This is a genomic window from Arthrobacter sp. UYP4 (assembly GCF_057291175.1).
Map to the genome: position 1 here is coordinate 43,836 of NZ_JBXAVU010000003.1, position 22,973 is coordinate 66,808.

Annotated in this window: 25 protein-coding genes; 6 read left to right on the plus strand and 19 right to left on the minus strand. The window is 70.8% G+C overall.

Going from position 1 to position 22,973, the window contains the following annotated elements; translation table 11 throughout:
• Positions 1-384 precede the first annotated feature (384 nt).
• From AC0Z9V_RS12435 to AC0Z9V_RS12495, 13 genes are all read right to left on the minus strand, one after another.
• Complete coding sequence (locus AC0Z9V_RS12435) at positions 385-1,158, minus strand: C40 family peptidase (protein WP_485141705.1); 774 nt, start codon at positions 1,156-1,158, stop codon at positions 385-387.
• Positions 1,155-1,589, minus strand: a complete 435-nt coding sequence (locus tag AC0Z9V_RS12440; RefSeq protein WP_485141706.1) for a flagellar export protein FliJ — start codon at positions 1,587-1,589, stop codon at positions 1,155-1,157. Before AC0Z9V_RS12440 ends, AC0Z9V_RS12435 begins: the two co-directional genes overlap by 4 nt.
• Complete coding sequence (locus tag AC0Z9V_RS12445) at positions 1,589-2,905, minus strand: FliI/YscN family ATPase (RefSeq protein WP_133080399.1); 1,317 nt, start codon at positions 2,903-2,905, stop codon at positions 1,589-1,591. Before AC0Z9V_RS12445 ends, AC0Z9V_RS12440 begins: the two co-directional genes overlap by 1 nt.
• Complete coding sequence (locus tag AC0Z9V_RS12450; RefSeq protein WP_485141707.1) at positions 2,902-3,504, minus strand: FliH/SctL family protein; 603 nt, start codon at positions 3,502-3,504, stop codon at positions 2,902-2,904. The genes AC0Z9V_RS12445 and AC0Z9V_RS12450 overlap by 4 nt, the downstream gene beginning before the upstream one ends.
• A complete protein-coding gene (gene fliG / locus AC0Z9V_RS12455; protein WP_133080397.1) occupies positions 3,494-4,516 on the minus strand; it encodes a flagellar motor switch protein FliG in 1,023 nt (340 codons plus the stop codon). Before fliG ends, AC0Z9V_RS12450 begins: the two co-directional genes overlap by 11 nt.
• Entirely contained in the window at positions 4,513-6,153 is a 1,641-nt protein-coding gene (gene fliF / locus AC0Z9V_RS12460) for a flagellar basal-body MS-ring/collar protein FliF (RefSeq protein WP_485141708.1), read from the minus strand. Before fliF ends, fliG begins: the two co-directional genes overlap by 4 nt.
• The gene (fliE, locus tag AC0Z9V_RS12465; RefSeq protein WP_133080395.1) at positions 6,153-6,455 is read right to left on the minus strand and encodes a flagellar hook-basal body complex protein FliE; all 303 of its coding nucleotides are present in this window, start codon (positions 6,453-6,455) and stop codon (positions 6,153-6,155) included. The genes fliF and fliE overlap by 1 nt, the downstream gene beginning before the upstream one ends.
• Positions 6,455-6,847, minus strand: coding sequence for a flagellar basal body rod protein FlgC (locus tag AC0Z9V_RS12470; protein ID WP_133080394.1), 393 nt, complete (start codon positions 6,845-6,847; stop codon positions 6,455-6,457). The genes fliE and AC0Z9V_RS12470 overlap by 1 nt, the downstream gene beginning before the upstream one ends.
• The gene (locus tag AC0Z9V_RS12475) at positions 6,847-7,188 is read right to left on the minus strand and encodes a flagellar basal body rod protein FlgB (protein WP_485141709.1); all 342 of its coding nucleotides are present in this window, start codon (positions 7,186-7,188) and stop codon (positions 6,847-6,849) included. Before AC0Z9V_RS12475 ends, AC0Z9V_RS12470 begins: the two co-directional genes overlap by 1 nt.
• Before the next feature lie 125 nt (positions 7,189-7,313).
• Positions 7,314-7,679 (minus strand): hypothetical protein, encoded by a 366-nt coding sequence (locus AC0Z9V_RS12480; RefSeq protein ID WP_133080392.1) that lies wholly within the window; start codon positions 7,677-7,679, stop codon positions 7,314-7,316.
• The gene (gene fliS / locus AC0Z9V_RS12485) at positions 7,672-8,112 is read right to left on the minus strand and encodes a flagellar export chaperone FliS (protein ID WP_485141710.1); all 441 of its coding nucleotides are present in this window, start codon (positions 8,110-8,112) and stop codon (positions 7,672-7,674) included. Before fliS ends, AC0Z9V_RS12480 begins: the two co-directional genes overlap by 8 nt.
• A 15-nt stretch (positions 8,113-8,127) precedes the next feature.
• Positions 8,128-9,501 (minus strand): flagellar filament capping protein FliD, encoded by a 1,374-nt coding sequence (fliD, locus tag AC0Z9V_RS12490; RefSeq protein ID WP_133080390.1) that lies wholly within the window; start codon positions 9,499-9,501, stop codon positions 8,128-8,130.
• Positions 9,502-9,640: 139 nt separating this feature from the next.
• Positions 9,641-10,471, minus strand: a complete 831-nt coding sequence (locus AC0Z9V_RS12495) for a flagellin N-terminal helical domain-containing protein (protein WP_133080389.1) — start codon at positions 10,469-10,471, stop codon at positions 9,641-9,643.
• 306 nt (positions 10,472-10,777) lie between these two features.
• On the opposite strand from AC0Z9V_RS12495, the gene AC0Z9V_RS12500 reads away from it, so the two are divergent.
• From AC0Z9V_RS12500 to AC0Z9V_RS12520, 5 genes are all read left to right on the plus strand, one after another.
• Entirely contained in the window at positions 10,778-12,991 is a 2,214-nt protein-coding gene (locus AC0Z9V_RS12500) for a putative bifunctional diguanylate cyclase/phosphodiesterase (RefSeq protein WP_485141711.1), read from the plus strand.
• 113 nt (positions 12,992-13,104) lie between these two features.
• Complete coding sequence (locus tag AC0Z9V_RS12505) at positions 13,105-13,590, plus strand: flagellar protein FlgN (protein ID WP_459268901.1); 486 nt, start codon at positions 13,105-13,107, stop codon at positions 13,588-13,590.
• A 7-nt stretch (positions 13,591-13,597) separates the two neighbouring features.
• The gene (flgK, locus tag AC0Z9V_RS12510; protein WP_485141712.1) at positions 13,598-14,983 is read left to right on the plus strand and encodes a flagellar hook-associated protein FlgK; all 1,386 of its coding nucleotides are present in this window, start codon (positions 13,598-13,600) and stop codon (positions 14,981-14,983) included.
• 12 nt (positions 14,984-14,995) lie between these two features.
• Positions 14,996-15,871, plus strand: coding sequence for a flagellin N-terminal helical domain-containing protein (locus AC0Z9V_RS12515; RefSeq protein ID WP_485141713.1), 876 nt, complete (start codon positions 14,996-14,998; stop codon positions 15,869-15,871).
• Entirely contained in the window at positions 15,868-16,239 is a 372-nt protein-coding gene (locus tag AC0Z9V_RS12520) for a flagellar assembly protein FliW (protein WP_133080384.1), read from the plus strand. Before AC0Z9V_RS12515 ends, AC0Z9V_RS12520 begins: the two co-directional genes overlap by 4 nt.
• Positions 16,240-16,321: 82 nt before the next feature.
• Here AC0Z9V_RS12520 and AC0Z9V_RS12525 read toward each other — a convergent pair whose 3' ends face one another.
• Positions 16,322-17,161 (minus strand): aldo/keto reductase, encoded by an 840-nt coding sequence (locus AC0Z9V_RS12525; RefSeq protein ID WP_485141714.1) that lies wholly within the window; start codon positions 17,159-17,161, stop codon positions 16,322-16,324.
• A 62-nt stretch (positions 17,162-17,223) separates the two neighbouring features.
• On the opposite strand from AC0Z9V_RS12525, the gene AC0Z9V_RS12530 reads away from it, so the two are divergent.
• On the plus strand, positions 17,224-18,810 hold the full coding sequence (locus tag AC0Z9V_RS12530) for a hypothetical protein (RefSeq protein ID WP_485141715.1): 1,587 nt from the start codon (positions 17,224-17,226) through the stop codon (positions 18,808-18,810).
• Here the strand turns inward: AC0Z9V_RS12530 and AC0Z9V_RS12535 are convergent.
• From AC0Z9V_RS12535 to AC0Z9V_RS12555, 5 genes are all read right to left on the minus strand, one after another.
• Positions 18,804-19,271, minus strand: a complete 468-nt coding sequence (locus AC0Z9V_RS12535) for a hypothetical protein (protein WP_459289257.1) — start codon at positions 19,269-19,271, stop codon at positions 18,804-18,806. The two genes, AC0Z9V_RS12530 and AC0Z9V_RS12535, sit on opposite strands and share 7 nt — an antisense overlap.
• A gap of 7 nt (positions 19,272-19,278) precedes the next feature.
• Complete coding sequence (locus AC0Z9V_RS12540; RefSeq protein WP_459268897.1) at positions 19,279-19,884, minus strand: bacterial proteasome activator family protein; 606 nt, start codon at positions 19,882-19,884, stop codon at positions 19,279-19,281.
• A 132-nt stretch (positions 19,885-20,016) separates the two neighbouring features.
• Positions 20,017-20,226: a YbdD/YjiX family protein gene (locus tag AC0Z9V_RS12545; protein ID WP_133080379.1), complete on the minus strand. Its 210-nt coding sequence runs from the start codon at positions 20,224-20,226 to the stop codon at positions 20,017-20,019.
• On the minus strand, positions 20,226-22,502 hold the full coding sequence (locus AC0Z9V_RS12550) for a carbon starvation CstA family protein (protein ID WP_133080378.1): 2,277 nt from the start codon (positions 22,500-22,502) through the stop codon (positions 20,226-20,228). The genes AC0Z9V_RS12545 and AC0Z9V_RS12550 overlap by 1 nt, the downstream gene beginning before the upstream one ends.
• A 143-nt stretch (positions 22,503-22,645) precedes the next feature.
• The gene (locus AC0Z9V_RS12555; protein WP_485141716.1) at positions 22,646-22,900 is read right to left on the minus strand and encodes a hypothetical protein; all 255 of its coding nucleotides are present in this window, start codon (positions 22,898-22,900) and stop codon (positions 22,646-22,648) included.
• Positions 22,901-22,973: the final 73 nt, after the last annotated feature.

Genomic DNA, 22,973 nt, shown 5'->3' on the forward strand with positions numbered 1-22,973 from the left:
GGTCGGGGGCAGCGGTGCCGTCGACCGGAGGCGGAGGAACGCTGCCTCCGGCATCGGGGGCGGCAGGTGCCGTTCCGGCGGGAGGGACGGCACCCGGTACGGTCGCGGTCGTGGAGTCCGACGCTGTGGACGGAGCCGACACGGCGGAAAGTGTCGACACGGCGGAAGGCGCGTCGGACGGAGCCGACGGGGAGGCGGACGGTGACGCGGACAGGCGCGGACCGGCAGGGACGGGACCCGGGCCGGGACGGTCCGCCGCGTGGCGGCGGTACAGCTCACCGAACGAGGATGCGCCGTCGGCCGGGCCCCGCGCACCGGAGGACAGCCTGGGAACATGCACGGCGTCGCGGGCCGGCGCCGTGGAGGGGGAAAGCTGCACGGGGCTCATCGCGCCATGCTCGCGAGGAACGCCGCCTGGGCCGCGTACGCGGTATCGGCAGCGCCCGGCGCCGCGGACGCCGGCGCCACGGAGGCGGCGGCGAGGTCTGCTGGTGCCACGGAGGCGGCGCCCTCCGGCGCTGCCGGCAGGATGCGGCGGATGGTCGTGATGTTCGCGTCCGTCTCCCACATGTCGCGGACCGCCACGGTCTGGCCCGGCTGCGGTGCGTCGATCGCCTTGCCTCCGCCGAGGTACATGGACACGTGTCCGCCGTCGTGGCTGAACAGGAGGTCACCGGGCTGCGCTTCGGCGAGGGACGGGACGTGCGTCCCCGCGTTCATCTGGTCCCAGGTCACACGCGGGATCTGGATGCCGATGTCGGCATAGGCACGCTGCACGAACCCCGAGCAGTCGAGGCCCGAGGCCGGATCGGTACCGCCCCAGACATAGGGCACGCCCTCGTACGTGCGCGCCGCCTCGATGAGCCGGGCGGCGTCGGCCGAGGCAGGGGCAGGCAGCGGCGCGGCACCGGAGGCACCCGCGGCACTTCCGGTATCCGCCACGGCGGACGGTGCTGCGGCGCCGGCGAGGGCGTCGGCGAACAGGTCCGCGGAGGCCGTCGGCGCAGACGCCGCAGGGGTACCGGCGGCCGTCGTCGAACCGGCGACTGTCGTCGAACCGGTGGTGGCGCCGGCCTGCGTCCGCGCCACCGGGGCGGAGAGCATGGTGAGGGTGGACTGGATCTGCTGGATGCGGCCCACCGCGTCGGTCATCGTCATGTCCGGTCCTTTGCTGTGTGCTGCCGCCGGCCGGCGGCAGCGATCTCGTCGAGCACGCGCTGCTCGGCGCCGAGCAGCGCCGTCGCCTCGGTGTCCCGGTGCCGTGTCTCGAGCTTCTCGAGGCCCACGGTCGCCGCGCGTGCGGCCCGGTAGTGGTCCTGTGCACGCTCCTGGTCCGCCTGGAGCTGGGCCTCGAGGGCGTGGAGGTCGGCGAGCGTGCTGCGCGCGGAGGCACGAGCAGCGGCCACGGCGTAGAGGGACGCGGACTCCGCGGGGTTGACGTCCGTGCCGTCGAGGGCATCGCTGATGCCGTCCGTGCGGGCCCGCGAGGCGCGCAGCCGCTCGTTGGCGGCGGCCAGCGACCCTGCGGCCTCGTCCTCACGCAGCTGTCGGAGCCGGAGCAGGCCGGCGAGGGGGAACTGTCGTGGCATCAGGAGACTCCCATCGATGCGGTGAGGTGGGCGAGGCGGTTCCAGGCGTCGCCGGACGGCGTCTGTTCGTCCATGCGCTGCTGCAGGAAGGCGTTGATCGCGGCTTCGTGGTCCACGGCGGCATCCACCAGCCGGTTGGTCCCCCGGTGGTACGCGCCGACGTCGATCAGGTCCTGGGCGGCCTTGCGCGCGGCCAGCGTCCTGCGGAGTGCACCGGCTGCGCCGGCCTGCTCGCGCGTGGTGACACGGGAGGCGACGCGGGAGATGGAGGCGAGGGGGTCGATGGACGGGAAATGTCCGGCGACGGCGAGCTTGCGGTCGAGCACCACGTGCCCGTCGAGGATGGACCGCGCGGCGTCGGCGACCGGCTCGTTGTGGTCGTCGCCGTCCACGAGCACTGTGTACATCCCGGTCACGGAGCCGACGGCCCCGGTCCCCGCGCGTTCGAGGAGCTGGGCGAGCAGGGAGAAGGTGGACGGCGGGTACCCGCGGGTTGCGGGGGGCTCGCCGACGCTGAGGCCGATCTCCCGCTGGGCCATGGCGACGCGCGTCAGCGAGTCCATCATGAGCATGACGTCGGCGCCGCCGTCGCGGAAGGATTCGGCGATCCGCGTGGCGACGAAGGCGGCGCGCAGGCGCAGGAGCGCGGGCTCGTCCGAGGTCGAGACCACGACGATCGACCGGGCGAGGCCCTCGGGCCCGAGGTCGTCCTCGAGGAAGTCCCGGACCTCGCGGCCGCGCTCGCCCACGAGGGCGATCACCGAGACGGCGGCGTCGGTGCCCCGGGCGATCATCGAGAGCAGGGAGGACTTGCCGACGCCGGATCCCGCGAAGAGTCCCATGCGCTGCCCGCGGCCCACGGTGGTGAGCGTGTCCATCACCCGCACGCCGAGTTGCAGGGGCTCGGTGATGCGCGTGCGTTCGAGGGCTCCGGGCGGCGTGTTGTCCAGGGACACCCAGGTCACGTCGGTGAGCGGACCACGTCCGTCGATGGGCCGGCCGACGCCGTCGAGCACGCGCCCGAGCAGTCCGGGCCCCGCCGGCACCAGCAGGGGTGCACCCTGGGCGCGCACGGGCGCTCCGGCCTGGATGCCGGAGAGATGGCCGTAGGGCATGCAGCGCAGCCCGGTCAGGGAGGCGGCGACCACCTCGGCGTCCACGGGTGCGTCGTCGCCGATGGTCACGAGGTCCCCGATGGCACAGTCGAGTCCCACGACGTCGACGCCGAGGCCGACGACGGAGGCGACGCGTCCCACGCGCTGGGGTGCGGCCGCGAGGCGGGCGAGGCGGACGGCGTCGTCGATGGCGAGCGTCACGCCGTCCCTCCCGCCAGTGCGGTGCGGACCCGCGCGAGGGCGGTACCGAGCCGCGCGTCGATGGACCCGTTCGTGCACTCGGCGACGGCATCGCCCCTGCCCAGGGATGCGTCGGGGACGAGCGTCACGCCCTGGGGAGCGTCACCCGGCGCCAGCAGGGCGAGGTCGGCGGGGTGCAGGCGGACGGCCCGCACGTCCTCGCCGTCCGCACCCTCGAGGGCACGCGCGACGGCGTTCCGGGCGGACGTCGGACCGTCGGCCAGGGCGCGCCCGAGCAGGGCCTCGGTGATGCCGAAGGCGGCGTCGAGGATGCGCTCCCGGGCCTGGTCGAGCACGGGCGCTGTCCGGGCTTCGAGGGCACGCGCCGCGGCGTCGAGGACCCGCAGCCGCTGTGCGAGCAGGGCCTCCGCCTGCAGGCGTGCGGACGCGGCCTCGGCCTCGAGCCGAGCCCTGCGCTCGGCGAGTTCCGCGCGCGCGAGCGCCAGCCCGTCGGCATAGCCGGCGGAGTGGCCCTGCGCCACGGCGGTGTCGTGTGCGGCCTGCCCGGAACCCCGGCCGAGGTACGGGAAGGTGACGGGGGTCAGTGCATCAGTCGACATACTCGTCCTCGTCCCCGCGCTGGATCGTGATGACGCCCTGCGCCTCGAGGTCGCGGATGGCACGCACCACCTCGGCGCGGGCCTCCTCCACCTGCGAGATGCGGACCGGCCCGACGCCGCGGATCTCGTCGTCGAGGATCTCCCGGTTCCGCTCGGACACGTTCGCCCGGATCACTGTCACCACGGCCTCGGCGGCGCCCTTCATCGCGAGGGCGAGCACCGCGGAGTCGATGCCGCGCAGCACCTGCTGGACGTCGCGGCGCTCGAGGTTCACGATGTCCGCGAAGGTCAGCATGCGGGCGCGCACCTCCTCGGCCAGGGCGGGATCGCGGTCCTCGAGGCCGTCGAGCAGCTCGCGTTCCGTGAGGACGTCGGCCCGGTTGATGATGTCCACGAGGGGCTGGATGCCGCCGATCGCGGAGATGCCGTGGCGCGGTGCGGCGACGCCACCGGCCCTGATCTTGATGGTGTCCGCCACCACGGACACGGCCTCGGGGGTCGCGGATCCCATGGTCGCGATGCACTGGGCGACGTCGGTGCGGCTCGAGGGGTTGAGCCCGGCGAGCACGGCGGAGGCGCGCTCCGGCTTGAGGTGCGCGAGGACGAGGGCGATGGTCTGCGGCAGCTCGCCCTCGAGGACGGTCTGGATCTGGCCGGCTTCCACGCTGTCGAGGAAGTCGAACGACCGGCCGGCTGCGGTGGAGGCGAGGCGGCCCACCACGCCGGCTGCACGTTCGGCACCGAAGGACGATTCGAGGAGGCCGATGGCCACGTCCATGCCACCGCGCGTCCGGTGCCGGCCGCTGATGGTCAGTTCGTGGAACTCGGCGAGAGCCTCCTCCGCGGCCGCCGGCTCGACCCGCCGCAGGCGGACGATCTCCGCGACGATCTCCTCGGCCTCGGCCTCGGACATCTGCTTGAGGATCTCGGCGGCCCTGCCCTGGTCGAGCTGCATCAGGACCATCGCGGCCTTCTGCGTACCCGTCACCGATGTGCGTGCGACGGTGCTCATACGCTCTGCCTGTCATCCATCATGCTGCGCAGGAACTCGGCGGTCTTCGCCGGGTCCTGGGATGCGAGGGCGTCGATGTCCGCGCGCATGCGCTCCAGGTCCGATTCCGCGGACCCTGCCTGCAGTGCCTGCTGCACGGCGGCGACGTCGATCGTGGTGGTGCTGGGAGCGGGCTCGACGGCGCTGAGGAGTCCCACGGCGGGATCGATCGCGGGTGCCACGGGGCCGGGGATCGCGGGGTAGACGCCCTGCAGTTCGCCGAGGTCCAGCGGTTCGCGCCGCTGCCGGCGGGACCGGCGGGCGTAGATGATCAGCGCCACGATGGCGACGAGCAGGATGGCCGCGACGATGGACAGCGTGCGGATCAGCTCGGCGCGCTGCTGCTCCGCCTGCGCCGCCTCCGCCTGGGCGAGGGCGTCCGCGGCGGCATCCGCACCGGCCTGGTTGAACGGCAGTTCCTCGACCGTCACGACATCCCCGCGGGCCGCGTCGACACCAGCGGCGCTGCCGACGAGCGCCGTCAGGGCCGCGACGTCCATGTTGGCCGTGGCGCCCCGGTTCACGGCGACGGAGATGGTCTGGCGGTTGATCCCGCCCGCGGGCACGGTGGTGGACTCGGTGGTCTTGTTCACGGCGTTGTTGCGCGTGCTCGACTCGGAGTTGAACGTCCCGTCGCCGGCCGCGCCGTCCTCGGGCACCGCGATGTTGTCCGGGCCGAGGACGCCGGCATTGCCGCCGCCGGCTCCCTCGTAGGCCTCGGTGGTGGTGGATTCGTTCAGGGCAGGGGCGTTCTCGGGCGTCGTGAACGTCTCCTCGACACGCTCCGCGCTCTCGAGCTTCATGTCCGCGGCCACGGCCACGGTGGCGTTGCCGGCACCGACCACGCGGTCCAGCATGGCCTGCACGGAACCCTGGACGCGCTTCTCGTAGTCGGAGGCCTGCTGGTCCGTCCCGCCGGTGGCGCCGACACCGACGGCGGAGAGCACGCGGCCCTCGGCATCGATCACGGCGACGTCCGCCGCGTCCATGCGGTCGATCGAGGCGGAGGTGAGGTGCGTGATCGCCTGCACCTGGTCGCTGGACAGGGTTGCACCCGGATTGGTCTCGACGAAGACGGAGGCGGTCGGCTTGCCCTGCTCGGCCACGAAGACGGTGTCCTCGGGGATGGCGAGACGGACCGTGGCGGTCTTGACGCCGTCGATCGCCGAGACGGTCGCGGCGAGCTCGCCCTCGAGAGCACGCTTGTAGGTGGTGGACTGCTGGAACTCGGAGGACGTGACCCCCATGTCGTCGAGCAGGGAGTAGCCTCCGGTGGACGACGACGGCAGGCCTGAGGAGGCGGCCTTGATCCGCTGGTCGTACACGGCGTTCTCCGGCACGAGGATGGTGCCGCCTCCGCTCGTGAGCTCGTACGGCACGCCGTCGGTCTGGAGCTGGTCGACGATGGTGCTCGCGTCCTCACCGCTCAGCCCGGAGAACAACGGCGTGTAGGACGGCTTGGAGAGCCAGGAGGTGAGCGCGATACCGCCGAGCACGAGCACGGCGACGCCGATGATGGCGATGGTGCGCTGGGCGATGGTGAAGCTCTTCACGGCATCCCCGAGGCGGGTTGCGGCGGTGGACATCGGCGTGGGCATCAGGCCTGCATCCTCATGATCTCGTTGAAGGCGTCAACGCCCTTGTTGCGGACGGCCGCGACGAGTTCGAGCGTCACCTGGGCGCGCGTCGAAGCCAGCGTGGCGTTGTGGATGTCGGTGAGGTCGCCGGTGACGGCCTGCACGGCGAGCCCGTTCGACGTCGACTGCAGGGACTGCAGGTTGTCCACCGCCGAGGTGAGGGACGTCGCGAAGCCGGAACCTCCGGCGTCGGACACCGCACCGGCGGACGGCAGGTAGGAGGTGGCGACGGGCTGGACCGCGCCGATGGCGGGAACGGGCATCAGGAGCGTCCGATCTGGAGGGCTGCTTCGTAGGTGGCCTTGGCGCGGTCGACGACGGCGGCGTTGGCCTGGTAGCCGCGCTGCGCCATGATGAGCTGGCCCATCTGGGCGCTCATGTCGATGTCGGGGTAACGGACGTAACCGTCCTCGTCCGCGAGCGGGTGGTCGGGTTCGTGGACCAGGCGGCCCTCGGCGCTGCCGAACTCGGCCCCCGCCACGTAGGCGCCCTGGCCGTTCTCGTCGGCCCGCGCAGTGATGTAGCGCTGCTGGAAGGCCGCGCCGTCGGTGGAGGTGACGGTGTTGGAGTTGGCCATGTTGTCCGCCACGGCGTCGAGCCACTTGCGGTGCAGCGTCAGGCCGGTGCCGGAGATCCCGATGGCGTCGAAGGTCATCAGGAGGTCCTCAGGGCCGTGCGGATGCTGGTGAAGGGGCCCTCGACGGCGCGTGCGGCGAACTGGAAGCGCAGCACGGTGTCGATGTTGGAGAGGGTCTCGGTGTCCAGGTTGACGTTGCTGCCGTTGAGCCGGGTCGGCTCGAGGGAGGTGTCCGTGGTGGCCCGGACGCTGCCGTTCCCCATCGACACCGAGCGTGCCAGGGCGTCCTCGAAGTCCACGCGCTGCGCGTGGAAGCCGGGGGTGTTGACGTTGGCGATGTTGTTCGCCGTCACGCGCTGGCGCAGGGCGAGCCCATCGAGGGCGCTGCGGAGGGCGAGCGAGGACACGGAATCGAGCACGGCGGCAGGACCTTCTGGAAAAAGGCTGAGCGGCCGATCCATGGCCTGGGGGGTGAGCGATCCATGCTCGGTGGCGACTATCGGATGGTCTCCGGGCAGTCGTTAGGTACTTCCGGGAGGAACTTTCAGCCCGTGACGTCGACGTAGACGGCGGACTGCTGCGCCGTCGTGGCCGCTTGGACCGAGCCGAGGGCCGAACGATGCCGCCGCAGGGTCCCGGCTTCGGCGGTCAGGCGGGCGAGTGCGGCGCGCTGGCGTTCGCTGATGCGCCGGGCGCGTGCCACCAGGGCGCCGGGGATGGGGCCGTCCACGACCGGCGGGGTCCAGCTGCCGAGAACCGCGGTCTGCCGCATGAGCGCGGTGGGCGCGACGTCACCGGCCGCGGCGTCGTCGACGGCCGCCTCCAGCGCGTCCAGGACCGAGGTCCAGGCGAGGAGGGCTGCCGTGTCGGTGGGCCGGGCGTGCTCCGCCGGCCGTGCGTCGTCAGCCAATGCCGAGTACTCCCAGGGCCCTCGGCGCGTCGTGGTCCGAAGGTGCGACGTCGGCCGGCTGGCCCGTGCGGGCAGCCTCGTGCCAGGCCTGGCGCAGCGGCTCCAGCACCTCGGCGCACTCGGCGGTCTTGGTGCGGTCCCGCGTGACATTGGCCTCGACGAGGGTCTGGCGCACGAAGGCGTACAGGGCCATCAGTCCCGTGGCGCCGTCCCAGATGTCCGTGCGGAGCGAGGACATCAGTTCGCCGACGATGTCCTGGGCGTGCAGCAGGTTCTCCGAGGCGACGGTCCACTCCCCTGCCTCCTGCGCTGCGCCGGCACGGGCGAGATCGAGCAGCAGCCTGTCGTAGAGCATCGTCAGCAGCCCCGCGGGTGTCGCGGACAGGACGGCGTCCTGGACGTACTGCGAGCGCTTGGCCTGGTAACCGTTCATCTGGAGCATCTGGAGCTAGCTTCCGGTCGTGGGGAGGTTCGCCAGCTGTGACGACAGCCAGTCCCCCTGTGATTGGAGTTGTGAGAGTTGGACCTCGAGCGCCGAGTAGGTGCGTTCGAGCGTCGCGCGCCGCTTCTCGAGCCGCTGGTCCCAGTCGGACACGCGGTCGTTGAGGTTGCGGACCGTCGATTCCTGGCTCGTGATGCGGCGCGTGAGTTCGCCGTCGTACTTGTCCGAGGCTGCCTTGCCGGCATCCGCCACCCGGGCGGACAGCTGCATGAGTACGTCCTTGGTGCCCGCGGGGTCCTTCGCTAGCGCGGCGGCGAATTTCTCGGCGTCGAACTCGACGGTCCCGGAGCGGGTGAGCGTGATGCCGAACTCCGACGTCGACGTCCCGCCGACGGGCGCGGTCGCCGCGGTGAGCACGGACTGGGCGATGCCCCGCACGGCGCTGTCACCCGTGAACCGGCCCGAGATCGGCGCGGCACCGGCGGTCGTGCCGGGTGTGACCCTGGTATTGGTGTCGACGAAGGAGAAGACGCTGCGCAGCGCGTCGACGAGCTCCTGCGCCACCTTCGTGGTGGCCTCGGCGTCGCGCGAGACGGTCACGGAGACCGGCTCGGTGGTGGTCCTGCTGACGGTGACGGAGACACCCGGCAGGATGTCGGCGAAGGTGTTCGATGCCGACGTCACCACCTGCTCCGCGGCTGTCCCGCCCCACAGGACCACCTCCGCGTCCTGGGCGGCTCGGACGGTCGCCGCTCCGGTCTCCGTGAAGAGGTCGGTCGCGGTGCCGGCGGTGACCTCGTCGGCCGTTCCACGGAAGACGGCGAAGCCGTGCTCGGCACCGGACTCCGTCGCGGTGAACTGGAGCCGGTACTGCGGTACGCCGTCGGCGTTCGTCCCGGCGCCCACTTTCGCGGCGGTGATGCCGGCACCGGCCTTGTTGACGGAGGCGACGACGTCGTCGAGCGTGCCGGTGGTCCTCACCTCGGTGGTGGTGCCGTCCGCCGCGCGCAGGGTCAGCGTGGTCGCGGTCGGCGAGAAGGCCGTCATCGCACCCGTGACGGAGGACTGGGACTGTGCCAGCTGCTTCACGGAGAAGTCGAGGGAGCCTGCGGCCGCCGTCGAGGTGGCCGTCGCGGTGACGGAGTCGCTGGTGGCGGTGGCCTTGTAGACGTCGAGGGCTCCGGGCTTCGCCGTCCTGGTGGCGAGTTCGGTCAGGGATCCGAGCCGCGTGTTGAGCTGCTGCAGGGCGGTGATGAAACCCTGCGTGGAGGTCGCCTTCGCCTTGAGCATCGATTGCGGGCGTGCTTCCAGCTGCATGAGCTGGTTGATCATGTTCGTGGTGTCCAGCCCACTGGCGATGCCGTCGATGGAGAACGCCATGGGTCTACCTCTCGGGGGCTGGGACGGTGTATCAGGGTCTACCGGCTGGAGTGCCGTCGGTCAGGCGAATGCACGGGGCGGGACCTCTCGGTCCAGGATCGGTCCCGCCCCGTGCACCTTTCGCCTACGAGCTCACCGTCTAGCGGAGGAGCTGAAGGACACCCTGGTTCATCTGGTTGGCCTGGGCCAGCATCGCGGTACCGGCCTGCGACAGGATGTTCGAGCGGGTGAAGCTCGCCATCTCCTTCGCCATGTCGGTGTCGCGGATGCGGGACTCGGCGGCAGAGAGGTTCTCCTGCGAGACGTTGATGCTGTTGATCGCGGACTCGAAGCGGTTCTGCACGGCACCGAGCTCGGAGCGCGAGGTGGAGATGTCCTTGATGGACGTGTCCAGTGCTGCGATGGTCGTCAGTGCGTTCGCCGCGGTGTCGAAGTTCAGCGCACCGATGGTCGTACCGAGCGTCTTGATGTCCGCGCCCGACAGGTCGACCTCGATCTGGTCGTTCGCCGCGGTGCTACCTGCGCCGACCTGGAACGTCAGCGTAGCGCTGCCGTCCAGGAGGTTCGTCCCGTTGAAGTTCGTCGAGTTGCCGATCCGGGTGAGCTCCTCGGACAGCGCCGTGACCTCGGACTTGATGGCCGTGCGGGCGTCCGCGTTGTTCGAGTCGTTGCCCGACTGGACCGCGAGGTCGCGGACGCGCTGCAGGATGCTGTGGACCTCGGTCAGCGCACCTTCAGCGGTCTGCACGACGCTGATGCCGTCCTGGGCGTTGCGGGCTGCAACTCCGAGGCCGTTGACCTGCGAGCGCAGGCCCTCGGCGATGGACAGGCCGGCGGCGTCGTCGGCTGCGCGGTTGATGCGGAGACCGCTGGACAGCTTCTCGAGCGACTTCGAGATGTCGTTCTGGGTGCTGGAGAGGTTGCGGTATGCGGTGTTGGCCGCGGTGTTGGTGTTGATCTGGAAACCCATGATGTATTCCTCCGTGAAAGGGCTGCGAACGCCTGCCCATCCATGGGCCGGCACCAGTAGCTATCGGAGGTCCGTTCCGGGATGTAAGGAATCGGAAGAACTTTTTTCCCGAATTCCTCGACGGGCACAGATCGACGCAACAAACGCCCAGTTTTCCCTGTGGGTTGGGCCCTGGGAGGCCGGACCGGGGATCGTGCCCGCATCACAGCCTTAGTGTCTTCGATGATCAGGTTCCTGATCCTTGAGGAGAGGAAGTACCCGGTGTCTGCTGATGCGCCTGAGATCGGTAGGGATGGCGCCCCACGGGTGAGGATCTCCCGGGTCCCCGTCATCGCGGCGTTGGTCGTTGCGGCACTGTATGTCGTCAGTCTCCTGCTCGGCGACCTGGCACCGTTCGACGTCGTCGGGGTGTGGCTCGGCATCACCGCGGAACTCGCCGCTGTCGCCGTCTGCGTCGTCGCGGTCCTGGCACGGTGCCGTTCGCAGTGGCAGGTGGGGCTCGGCGCCGCGGCGGTGGCCGTCTACACGGCAGGCGACGCCTTTTATCTCTTGGTGCTGCAGGGGCAGCACTCCCTCGCGGTCGTGTCCGCTGCGGATGTCGCGTACTTCGCGTTCTACCCGCTGATGCTCGGCACCCTCGTGATGACCGTGCGGAAGCTGAGGGGCCTCACCTGGCCCCTGCTCCTGGACAGCCTTGTGGGAGCCCTGGCCGCCGCGTCCGTCATGGCCATGCTCCTCGCGCCGGTCCTGCAGGCCGGAGCCGGCAGCAGCACGACCTTCGAGATGGTGGTCGTCGTCGTCTACCCCCTTCTGGATCTTTTGCTGATCAGTACCATCGGCGGCCTGATGACCTCCCGCGGGCTCGATCTCGGGCCGCGCTGGCCGCTGCTCGTGGCCGGTCTGATGCTCTTCGCCGCCGCGGACATCGCCTACGCGCTGGGCACGAACGGGTACAGCGCCGGATCGGTGATCGACGCCGGCTGGATCCTGGGAATCGTGGCCATCGCCCTGTGGATCGACGGCGTCGCCCGAGCGGGCACGGTCCTCCGCCACCACGACCGCGGCCTCCCCGCCGTCACCATGCTGATGGTGGCCACCGGCTCGGCCGTGTCCGTCCTGCTCATCGGGTGCCAGGTGCCCATCGCGCCCCTCGCCCAGGTCCTCGCCGCCCTCACCGTCCTCCTGGCCGCGGCGCCCCTCCTGTTCCGGAACCGCCTGCTGGCCGCCCTCGCGACCACGGATGACCTGACGGGCCTGCCGAACCGCCGGGGGCTCGTCCGGGATCTCGGCGGTCGGCTCGGCGGACAGCGCTCCGGTGCCCTGTTCTTCCTGGACCTCGACCGGTTCAAGGACGTCAACGACGCCCTGGGCCACGATGTCGGGGACGCCCTCCTCGTCGAGGTCGGTGAGCGCTTCGCCCGGCCACTGACGCCCAACGACCTGCTGGCGCGCCTCGGCGGGGACGAATTCGCGGTGTTCCTCGACGGCGTCACCCGGGAGGAGGCCCTGAAGGTGGCACGGCGCCTGGAAGCGGAACTCCTGGAACCGGTCCGGATCGGCACGGCCGCCCTGACCATTCGGGTCAGCATCGGCATCGCCCTCACACCGGAGAACGGCACCGACATCCAGCTCCTGATGCGCAAGGCGGACATCGCGATGTTCCGGGCCAAGTCCGAGCGCAGCGGCCACCATCTCTACAGTTCCCTGGACGACGACGGCGGCGCACGGAAGCTGCGCACGCTGCAGGAGCTCCGCACGGCGCTGGCCGAGGGCCAGTTCGAGCTGCACTACCAGCCCAAGGTGCACCTGCCGGACGACGCCGTCACGAGCGTCGAGGCCCTGATCCGCTGGAACCATCCCGTCATCGGGCAGCTGCCCCCGACGTCGTTCCTCCCCCTCGCCGAGGAGGCCGGCCTGATGCCCGAGCTCTCCACGCTCGTGCTCGAGGCCGCCGTGCACCAGGTCTCGCGCTGGCGTGCCGACGGGCTGACGATCAGCGTCGCCGTGAACCTGTCCGGGTCCTGCATCCAGCCCGGCCTGCCCCGACAGGTCCGCACGCTTCTCGAGCGGCACCACATGCCCGCCGGGTGCCTCACGCTCGAGATCACCGAGGACATGCTGATGGCCGACCCGGCCCGCTCCGCGAAGATCCTCGCCCGGCTCCGCGCCGACGGCATCCAGGTGTCGATCGACGACTTCGGGACCGGCTACAGCTCCCTGGCGTACCTGCGTGACCTTCCCGCCGACGAACTGAAGCTGGACCGGTCCTTCATCACCGCCATGCGCTCGGATCGACGCGCCGGCGGGCTCGTGGGCTCCATCATCGACCTGGCGCACAGCCTCGACCTGCGGGTGGTGGCGGAGGGGGTCGACAACGAGGAGACGCTGGTGGAGCTGCGCGCACTGGGGTGCGATCTCGCCCAGGGCTTCCACTTCGCCCGGCCGCTCCCTGCCGCCGAGGTGGCCCCCTGGATCACCAGGCACTCCCCGGTCGTATCGGGGAGCCCCCTCCTCGGATAGGCCCCGACTGGTAGATTGTCGACGACACGCCCGGCGGCCTTACATCGCACCGGGCCCTGCCGATAGTTCTTCCGGTTCCACCCGTCCCGTGGCACCGGAAAGGAGGTGGCACCGTGAGCGCCCAGGATCTCTCCGCCCTGCTCTGGCAGGAGCGTGAACTACTCGAACTCCTCGTCTTCAAGCTGGAGGAGGAACAGCTCCTGCTGACCTCCGGCAAGACGCGCTGGCTGCACCATGCCACCCGTGAGGTGGAGCAGGTACTCGGGCGATTGCGCGACACCGGACTCGCACGCGCAGTGCACGCCTCCGGCGTCGCGACGGAGTGGGGTATCCACGACGGCGCCAGTCTCCGTGAACTCGCGGCAGCCGCCCCGGAGGGGCCGTGGGGGGAACTCCTCGCCGACCATCTCCGGGCCATGACGGTCCTCGTGGCGCAGATCGCCGCGGTCCGCGACAGCAACCAGCAGTTCCTCCGGGCGGCGAGCCGCTCCACGCAGGAAACCCTGGCGGGCATCAACACGGGCGCGGGCACCTACGCGGCCGATGGTGTGACCACCCAGGGCCATGGCCGACCGACCCTTCTCAACAAGGACCTCTAGCGGGACGATGAGCACTTTCAGCGGACTCAACACTGCCTACTCCGGCCTCGCCGCCGCGCGGGCCGGCCTCGACGTCACAGGGCAGAACATCGCCAATGCCACCACCCAGGGCTACATGCGCCAGCGGCTCGAGACCTCGGCCGCGGCCCCGGTCCGTCCCACGATGTTCACGAGCGGGACGCGGGCCGGGGAGGGTGTGCTCGTCGAGGGCATCGCGAGGCTCAACGACGTCCATCTCGAGGCGCGGGTCCGCACCACCGCGGGCGCAGCCGGCTACACCGCCGTGCGTGCCCAGGCCTACTCTGCACTCGAGGGCAGCCTGGGCGAGCCGGGCACCCATGGCGTCTCCGCCTCCCTGCAGGGCTTCTGGGCAGGCTGGCAGGAACTGTCCAACCATCCCGAGAAGGACGCCTCGGCGTCCTCCCTGCTCTCCGCGGCCGGCGAACTCACGGCGCGCGTCTCGGCTGGATACCGCGATGTCGAGAACCAGTGGGCCTCGCTCCGCTCCTCGGCCGGCGCCCTCGTCACCGAGGTCAATGACGCCGCCACGCAGGTCGCCGACCTGAACCGGCAGATCCGGTCCGCCGTCGCCTCGGGCACCTCCGCCAACGAGCTCCTGGACCGCCGCACCACCCTGACGGCCGCACTCGCCGGGCTGACCGGCGCCACGGTCCGTGACAACACCGACGGCACCGCCGACGTCCTGCTGGCCGGCAACGCGCTGGTCTCGGGCACCACGGCGCGCGCCCTGCAGGTCACCGGACCGGCACGGTTCGACGGCGCCGGCACCGTCCAGGTCGAGTGGACCCACCGGCCGGGCGCCTCCGCCGGCGTCGAGAGCGGCGAACTGGCAGCGACGCTCTCGCTCCTCGCCCCCGCCGACGCCGGAGGAGCGCTGGCGCAGGCCGCTGCCGGGTACGACGCGTTCGCCGCGAAGCTCGCCGACCAGGTGAACACGCTCCACAGCGGCGCCGGCAAGGGTCCGTTCTTCGCCTACCAGCCGGACCGTGCAGCCGCGTCCCTGACGGTCCTCCCGGTCCGGCTCGGGGACCTCGCCGCGGGTGCTCCCGGTGCAGGCGCCTACGACGGCTCGGTCGCCGATGCGATCTCCGGGATCGGCACCGGTACCGGCTCCCCTGATGCCGCCTGGTCCGCCTTCGTCGCCGACCTCGGCGCTGCGGCACGGATGGAACTGCAGGGCAACGCGCTCGCCGAGGTGTCGGCGACCACCGCACTGCAGCAGCAGCTCGGCGCCACCTCCGTCAGCATGGATGAGGAACAGGTCAACCTGCTGGAGTACCAGCACGCCTACCAGGGCGCTGCGCGCGTGATGACGGCCGTCGACGAGATGCTCGACGTCCTCATCAACCGCATGGGAATCGTCGGACGCTAGGGGAAGGCCACCATGATCACACGCGTCACCAACCAGACCATGCTGCACGGAGCCCAGCGCTCCCTGCAGTCCAACCTCGCACGACTCGCGGACCTGCAGGAGAAGGCGAGCAGCCAGAAGGCCATCAGCCGCCCGTCCGACGACCCTGCCGGGGCGGCCGAGGCACTGCGTGTGCGTGCGGAGATCCGCGCCACCGAACAGTACGGGCGGAACATCTCCAACGGGGAGGGCTGGCTGGCCCAGCTCGACAACGCGATGACGACCTCGAAGCGCGCACTGGACCGGGTGAACGACCTCACGCTGCAGGGATCCAACTCCTCGCTGCCGCCGGCGGCCCGCGAGGCCCTCGCGCTCGACATCGAATCCCTGCGGAGCGACCTCGCGGCACAGGCCAACGCGACCTATGCGGGCCGGTTCCTGTTCGCCGGGAACACGGACGCCCCCACCGCCCTCGGCGCGGACCTCACGTTCCCCGCCGGCGGGACGGTCGAGCGACGGGTGGGACCGGACCGGACGGTGCGCGTCGATGCGGACGGGGCCGCGGTCTTCGGCAGCGGCGCCGGCTCGGCATTCGCCCTGCTGGACACCATCGCCGCCGACCTGCGCGCCGGCAGGGACGTGTCCGTCCACCTCGCGCCACTCCAGCAACGCATTAAGGACCTCACCGCACATCACAGCGAGATCGGCACACGCCACGCACGGCTCCTCGAAGCCAAGGACACCGTCGCCGACGCCTCGCTGGCACTCGAAGGAGAACGCGCCGCCGTGGAAGACATCGACCTCGCGTCCATCATCCTGGACCTCAAACTGCAGGAGACCGCCTACCAGAGCGCCCTCGCCGTCTCGGCGCGCGTCCTCCAGCCCTCCCTCATGGACTTCCTGCGATGAGGGCCGATTTCGTGACCCCTCCCCCGGGCCTCGCGCCGCGCACCGAGTTCCGCCTCGAGGAGGTGCAGGGAGCCGACGGGCTGTTCACCCTCACCTCCGCCGACGACACCGGCGTGCGCCTGTTCCTGCTCGACGCCGCGACGTACGTCCCGGCCTACAGCCCGCGCTTCTCGGACGCGCAGCGGGACGTGCTCGGACCGGACGTGCCGGAAGCCCACCTCTTCGTCGTCGCGAATCCCGCCCCGGGCGGCACCACGGTGAACCTGGCGGCGCCGATCGTCCTGGATCCTGCCACCGGGCGGTGCGCCCAGGTGGTCCTCGAGGGGTCGGACTACCCGCTGCGCGCGGCGCTGACCCAGGCCGCCTGACCACCGGAGGATACGACAGGAGCCGCCCGGCGTCGCCGGGCGGCTCCTGTCATCCGTGCAGCAGGCGGTGCCTGCGGGCGGCCTAGGCGAAGTCGGACGTCGCCGGATCAGCGCCGATGCGGCCTGCGGCGCCCTTGTCGAGGCCGTTGATGGCGTCGATGTCCTCGTCCTCGAGCTTCACGTCGAGCGACTCCCAGTTCTCGATGATGCGCGACTCCGTGACCGACTTCGGGATCACGACATTGCCGAGCGCTACGTGCCAGGCGAGCACGACCTGCGCCGGTGTGGCGTTCCGCTTCTGCGCGATGTCCTGCAGCACGGCGTCGTCGAGCAGTCCCTTGCCGGAGCCGATGGGCGACCACGACTCGTGCAGGATGCCCTTCTCCGCCTCGAAGGCGCGGAGCTCGGACTGGTTGAGGTACGGGTGGGTCTCGACCTGGTTGATGACGGGCACCACTCCGGTCGCCTCGATGATCTCGTCGAGGGCCCCGACGGTGAAGTTGGAGACGCCGATGCTCTTCACGCGACCCTGCTTCTGCAGTTCGATGAACGCCTTCCACGTGCCCAGGTACTTGCCCTGCTTGGGCTGCAGCCAGTGGATCAGGTACAGGTCCAGGCTCTCGAGTCCCAGTCGCTCCATGGACGCGTCGAACGCCTTGAGCGTGCTGTCGTAGCCCTGGTCCGCGTTCCACAGCTTGGTGGTGATGAACAGTTCGTCCCGGCTGAGGCCGGACGAGGCGATGGCGCGTCCCACGCCGGCTTCGTTGCCGTAGATCATGGCGGTGTCGATGTGCCGGTAGCCGGCCTTGAAGGCCTTGCCCACGACGTCCTCGGCGACGCTGTCCTCGACCTGCCACACTCCGTACCCGAGCTGGGGGATGATCTGGCCGTCGTTGAACGTAAGGTTTGGTGAAGTAGTCATACAGGCGGGAACCAACGGCACTTCCCATTTATTTCTGTTCCCACCGACAACTATCAGCCTGCGTGGTATCGCCGGACGGCGGCACCGGGCCGGAGGCGGGGGTGCGGACGATGCGCGCGACGCGGGACGGGCGGCGGGCCGTGCTGCACGACGACGCCTTCCGGTATGCCTTCCGGCGCTCGCTGTCGGTGCGGCTCGCCTCGGCGGCAGCGCTGGAGGCCGTCGGGGTCCTCGACACCGAGCCCGACATCGAGCCCGCCACCGCTGCCGACGTCGTACCGGTCCTGCTGGCGGCCCGGGCAGCCCTCGAACGGTACGTCCCTCAGGACCTGCCACCCCGTGTCCCCAGCACCTCACCCCTCTACGGCGCACTCGCGGCACTCTCCCCCGGCGAGCGGGAGTTCCTGCTCCTGCTTCACTGGGACGGCCTGAGCGCCGGGGACGCTGCCCGGGCCGCGGGGCAGGACGTGCGTCAGCTTCCCGCCGTCGAGGCCAGGTGCGCAGGCATGCTGTCCATGGGGCCGGCCCCGGACGTGGCGCTGCCGGCCGTCCTCGCCGCCGTCGACCCGGCCCGCACCCTGCCCGACCGGGAGCTCGAGCACAGCCGCAGCAGCCTCCCCGGTGCCGCCGTCACCGGGGAGAGCCGCACCGTCGGTCGGCCGATACCGGTCGACCGACCGGACGGCGGGCCGATGCCGGTTGCAGACGGGCGGGGTCCGGTACGCCGTCGACGGATCCAGACCGTCGTCGGTGCGGTGTGCCTCGTCCTGGTCGTCGCGGCCCTGGCCGTAGCGCTCGTGCCCCGGACCGCACCCGGTCCCGCCGGCAGGGCGGCACGGTTGTTCGGACTCGCGGACGTGGTCGCGGTCATCGCCGCCACCAGCGTGGAACCGACGGTCGTCGACGGCGAGATGCGGATCCTGCAGCGGGCCCCCGTGGTCCAGATCGTGAAGGGCGAGGCGGACCCGGACGTACTGACCCTCGACGTCACCGGCCGGAGCACCCTGGAGCGCCCCTACAGCCGCAACTTCTTCCCGCCACACCAGCTCGTGTTCCTGGTGCGCGACGCGGGCGGCGTGCTCAGCCCGGTCGAGGGCGACGGCTCGGTGCTCACCCTGGCCGACCGCCGGACAGGGGAAGCGACGACGATCGCCGGGGACCCGGCGGTGCTTCCGGACGAGCTGCGCGATGCCATCGATGCGATGCCGGAGGATGAGCTGCCGCTCGCGACGAGCGGTGCGGCTCCGGGCTCCCTGGACCCGGAATCGATCGTCGGCATCCGGCCGGCCGAGGGACGGGACGCCCAGAACCTGCCGCAGAGCCTGCTCGGGACGTTCCGGGCGGGCACCGGGGCGGGCGGGGCATGCGTCTGGTTCGAGTTCAACGGCCGCTCCGTCCTGATCCGCTGGCCCGACGGCTTCTCCGCCTACCTGCGCGAGCCGTCCCGGGCCTCCGCCGACCGCGACCCCGAGGCGGAGCGGCGCGTGCTGACCGTGCTGAACGAGCGCGGCTACCCCTATGTGGACGAGTACCGGTCGGCTCCCTTCATCCGGGGAGTGCCGACCGGGGGCCGCGGCGTGTGCGGCGGCCAGGACCTGGAGGTCTGGGACATCGCCGTCGCGCCGGGGAGCACCCTGCTGTTCTACTGACCCTGCGGCCGGCCGCCCGGCATCGCCCGTTCGGCCTCCTCGACGTCGTCCGCCACGAGCTGGGCCCGGCGGCGCACGTTGTCCAGCCCCGCGGACGCGATGCCCCACCGCTCGCCGTCGAGCCGGGTCATCGCGGCCGCCTCGGCGGTCGTCGCAAGGGTATTGCCCGCACGCGACAGGGCGCGGTGCACCTGCAGGAGTGCGCCGGGGATGTCGAGGCCGGTGCTCGGCGACGAGGCCTGGGCGCTCGTGCAGACGGCACGCACGCGCGGGAGCATGGCGCCGAGGTCGTCGGCGATCACCACGAGTTCGTTGTAGACGTCGTCGTCCTCGATGCCCTCGAGGATCTGGTGGTAGCGGTCCAGCCCACGGCGGAAGCGGTCATGGGCCCGACGCCAGACCCCTGTCCCGAGTTCGGCGTCGTCCTTCCGTCCCTGTCGAGCTGCTGCGAAGAATGCCACCTACGCGTTACAGGTACTGGCCGGGCCCGTGGCTGTCCGCCCTGGCCGCCTGGGCCTGGCGCACGGGCGGGGTCCGCTTCGGCTCGCCGTCCTCGCCGATGACCACCCCGGGCGCGATGACGGTGCCCGGAGGGAGCTCGCGCAACTGGAGGCGGGCCGCGAGCTGCTGGTTCGCCATCTGCTGCGCTGCCAGCGCCGCCTGGATGCCGTGGAAGAGACCCTCGAGCCAGCCCACGAGCTGCGCCTGGGCCACGCGCAGTTCGGCGTCGGTGGGCACCGACTCGCTGTCGAACGGCAGGTTGATCCGGTGCAGTTCCTCGACCAGTTCGGGTGCGAGGCCGTCCTCGAGTTCCTTGACGGAGCGCTCGTGGATGGAGGCGAGCCTGGTGCGGCCGGCGTCGTCGAGCGGTGCGGTGCGGACCTCTTCCAGCAACTGCTTGAGCATGGTGCCGATGCGCATGACCTTCGCCGGTTCGTCCACGAGCTCCGCGAGCGATGTCGGGCGGTTGTCCGCCGGAGCCTCGCTGCCGCCACCCTGCCGGGGATCCTCAGGCGTGCCGGGCGACACCCCGGGGGCTGGATCGAAGGGACTGGCTGGCTGCTGTTCAGTCATGACGCTATGCTCCCACAACCGCCGGAAGGCGGGCACGTCGGATCCGGCCTTGCTCCCGTACCGTGGCGGCGGCCTCCGGACACGACGAAGCCCGGCGCTGATCGCGCCGGGCTTCGTGGAGGAGGCGGCTGCCTAGCAGCAGCGGCCTTCGGGGTTGGCGTCCTGGCGGTCGGTCTTGTCCCGCCAGAACTCACGCTCGGTCATCGGGAGGCCGCCGGGGTGCGTGCGCTCGTGGTGGTCGAGATACGCCTGGTAGGCGTTCTCCCCCATCACGCCCTTGAACAGCCAGGCCAGCTCGCGAGCGGTGTCGCGTGCCCGGTGCAGGACCTGTGGGACGGTCATCAGTGCCCCGTCCTCGCCGGCCGCCTGCCGGGCTCCAGGGCCGACCACTGCGCCTCGAGCTCCTTCTCGGCGGGAGACGCGATCAGGCCGGCGGGTGCGAAGATGCGCGACGGCACCGGGGTGTCCTCGTTCTCCTTGCCGCCGCCGTGCCGGTAGGCCCGGATGGTGGCGAGGATCGCCGTCGCGATGACGATGATCGACAGCACCACGAAGATGATCGACAGCGTGCCCTGGATGAAGGTGTTGCGCACCACCGCTTCCATGGCGGCCACGCTCGTGGCCGTGCCGAAGCTCTCCTCACCGGCCGCCAGCGCGTTCTTGAAGGCCGTGTGCTGCGCCCAGTAACCGATGGCCGGCACCGGCGAGAAGATCTTCAGGAACGACGCCGTGATGGTCACCACTGCCGCGAAGGCGAGCGGCAGGGCCGGGATCCACAGGAACCGGAAGAGGCCCTTCTTGGCGCAGATCGCCATGCACACCGCGAGCGCGATGGCCGCGAGCAGCTGGTTGGCGATGCCGAAGAGCGGGAAGAGGGTGTTGATGCCGCCGAGGGGGTCGGTGACGCCCATGATCAGGATCGCCCCCCAGCCGGCCACCATGACGGCCGTGCAGATCCACGCGCCCGCCCGCCAGGAGGTGTCGCGGAAGCGGGGCACGAAGTTGCCGATGCTGTCCTGCAGCATGAAGCGCGCAACGCGGGTGCCGGCGTCGACCGCCGTGAGGATGAACAGCGCCTCGAACATGATGGCGAAGTGGTACCAGAACGCCATCATGCCCGAGCCGCCGAAGACCCCCTGCATGATCTGTGCGATACCGACCGCGAGGGTCGGGGCGCCGCCGGTGCGGGAGACGATCGATTCCTCGCCGACGTTCGAGGCCATCGTGCTGAGTGCCTCCTGCGTCAGGTTGACGCCCGTGAGCCCGAGGCCGTTGACGAAGGTCACGGCTCCCTCGATGGTGCCTCCGGTCGCCGCTCCCGAGGAGTTCATGGCGAAGTAGATGCCGCGGTCGATCGAGAGGGCGGCGACGAGCGCCATGATGGCCACGAAGGACTCCATCAGCATTCCGCCGTACCCGATGAACCGGGTCTGGCGTTCCTTCTCGATCATCTTGGGGGTCGTGCCCGAGGAGATCAGCGCGTGGAACCCGGAGAGGGCGCCGCACGCGATCGTGACGAACAGGAACGGGAACAGCGTGCCGGCGACGACGGGGCCCGTGCCGGAGGTCGCATAGGGCGTGATGGCGGGGACGCTGATCTCGGGGCGGGTGATGACGATCGCGACCGCGAGCATGATGATCGTCCCGATCTTCATGAAGGTGGAGAGGTAGTCGCGCGGAGCCAGCAGGAGCCAGACGGGAAGGACGGCGGCGATGAAGCCGTAGATGATGATGCCCCAGGCGATGGTGATGCGGTCGAGGGTGAAGATCTCGACGCCCCAGGCGGTCTCGGAGATCCAGCCGCCGCCGACGATGGCGAGCAGCAGCAGGGCGAAGCCGATGAGGGAGACCTCGGTGACCTTGCCGGGCCGCAGGTAGCGGAGGTAGACGCCCATGAAGAGTGCGATCGGGATGGTCATGGAGACGGAGAAGACACCCCACGGGCTCTCTCCGAGCGCGTTCACGACGACGAGCGCCAGGATGGCCACGATGATGATCATGATCGTCAGGGTGGCGATGAGGGCCGCGGTCCCGCCGATGACGCCGAGTTCCTCGCGTGCCATCTGGCCGAGGGAACGGCCGCCGCGGCGCATGGAGAAGAACATGACGAGGTAGTCCTGCACGGCGCCCGCGAAGATCACGCCGATGATGATCCAGAGCGTTCCGGGGAGGTAGCCCATCTGCGCTGCGAGGACGGGGCCCACGAGGGGGCCGGCGCCGGCGATGGCGGCGAAGTGGTGGCCGTAGAGGACCCTGCGGTCGGTGGCGGCGTAGTCCTTGCCGTCGGCCTTGTACTCGGCGGGGGTGGCGCGCCGGTCATCGGGCTTCAGGAGGTTGCGCTCGATGAACTTCGAATAGAACCGGTAGGCGATGAGGTAGGTGCAGACCGCGGCGAAGACGAACCAGATGGCGTTGACGGTCTCTCCGCGGACGATGGCGAGCATCGTCCAGGCGATTCCGCCGAGGAGTGCGATGCCTACCCAGAGTGCGATCTTCGCCGGTGTCCACCGGCGGTCTTCTGCTTCGGCCTGCTGCGGGTCGACGGCGACCGCGGGCAGGTCCGGATCCGTCGCCAGCACGTCGGCGTGCCGGTGGGACCCGTTCTGCTTCTTGCTCATGATGCTCCTCGGGTGCGGAAGTGTGATGCACACGAAGGTAGCAACCTAGTGAGGGCTGCGTCACAGGGCAAGCGCCCGAACCCCTCGGAAGCGCCGAACGCACGTGCCCGTGCGGCGAGTGGCCGGCGCTTCCGTCCTCCCCATCAGGAGGAGCCGTGACTGCCTCCGTCGAGGCCGTCGTCGAGCACGGCGGGCGGCTCGTCGTCGTCGTTCGCGTTCATGCCCTCGCTGATGCTCGAGTGGGTTCGGGTGCGGTCGTCGGCCGGCTCGTCGGCGTCGTCCGTGGGTCCGTTGTCGACGCCGTCGGGCACCTGGTCGCCGAGGTTCTCGGCGAAGCTGTCGGCCGCCCGCGGCAGGCCGCCCTCGTCGCCGTCGTGGCCGTGCTGGGTGGTGGTCACCGTCCTACTCCTTCCGGTTGGCTGTCCTGCCACCCTTCCACAGGCGCACGGCCACCGGAAGGAGGCTGGTGAT